Source organism: Candidatus Symbiopectobacterium sp. NZEC135 (assembly GCF_025962695.1).
The window spans coordinates 1-1015 of sequence record NZ_JAGFPF010000686.1; the positions used below are offsets into that span (position 1 = coordinate 1).

General features: G+C 58.3%; 1 protein-coding gene and 1 pseudogene. One reads left to right on the top strand and one right to left on the bottom strand.

The features are described 5' to 3' along the window. A pseudogene (locus J5224_RS29725) lies at positions 1–468 on the top strand (PepSY domain-containing protein); the annotation flags it as partial. A gap of 54 nt (positions 469–522) precedes the next feature. On the opposite strand, the gene J5224_RS29730 reads toward J5224_RS29725, so the two are convergent. Next, positions 523–1015: methyl-accepting chemotaxis protein (locus J5224_RS29730; RefSeq protein WP_264628658.1), on the bottom strand; the 493-nt coding region annotated here is incomplete at its 5' end.

The following is a 1015-nucleotide window of genomic DNA, read 5'->3' on the forward strand; positions in this document are numbered from 1 at the left end:
AGTGTATTGGCGATAGCACGGCAAGCGGGGATCAGCGCAAATAAACTGGAGATCCGCCCGGCAAAAACCGCACATAACGCCTGGACCGTGACTGAAATTGAGCGGAGGTGGCCGACGCAGGCCGATATGGTTGCCATTAATCCCGACAGCGGTGCTGTCGTCGATTACGTCAGATTCGCCGATTACCCTTTTGCAGCCAAACTGACGCGCTGGGGGATCGGTGCCCATATGGGCGTATTGTTCGGATTCCCTGGCGGCCAACCACACCCGGCTAACACCCTTTTCGCCGCGTTCACCGCATTGCCGCTCGCGGTACGCGTACTGGCAGGCAGCATCGCGCTGCTACTGGGCGGGTGTTTACCGGTCATGGGCGGCAGCCTGTTGATATTCTTGTTGATAGACATCGTGCGGTGGCGACGTTATCAAGCAATACAAAACGCGGATGCGCTGCCGCACACAACGCAGTGATTGCTCACGAAGGGAATAACCCGGCTCTGCCGAGGGTGCAGAGCCGGGAGAACCTTATGCGCCGGACATCAAGCGAAGGGTGCCTTGATGCGCTACCGGGTCCTCGTGGTAGCTGCCCAGTTTGAAAATGCTGACCGTGCTGGTCAGCGCCTGAGCTTGCTCTTGCAAAGACAATGCCGCAGCAGCAGATTCTTCAACCAGCGCCGCATTTTGCTGGGTGGTGGTGTCTATCTGCCCCACGGCCAGGTTGATCTGATTAACGCCATCGCTCTGTTCACGGCTTGCCTGAGCAATTTCGGTGACGATGCCGTTAACCCCTTCAACGTTAGTGACCAGTGTTTGCATGGAAACGGCGGTTTTCTCCACCAGAACCATCCCCTGGCGCACCTTTTCTACGGAGCCATCAATCAGCTCTTTAATTTCTTTCGCGGCTGTCGCGCTGCGCTGCGCCAGCGCGCGAACCTCGCTCGCCACCACGGCAAAACCACGTCCCTGCTCGCCGGCACGCGCCGCTTCAACGGCCGCGTTCAGCGCCAGAATATTGGTT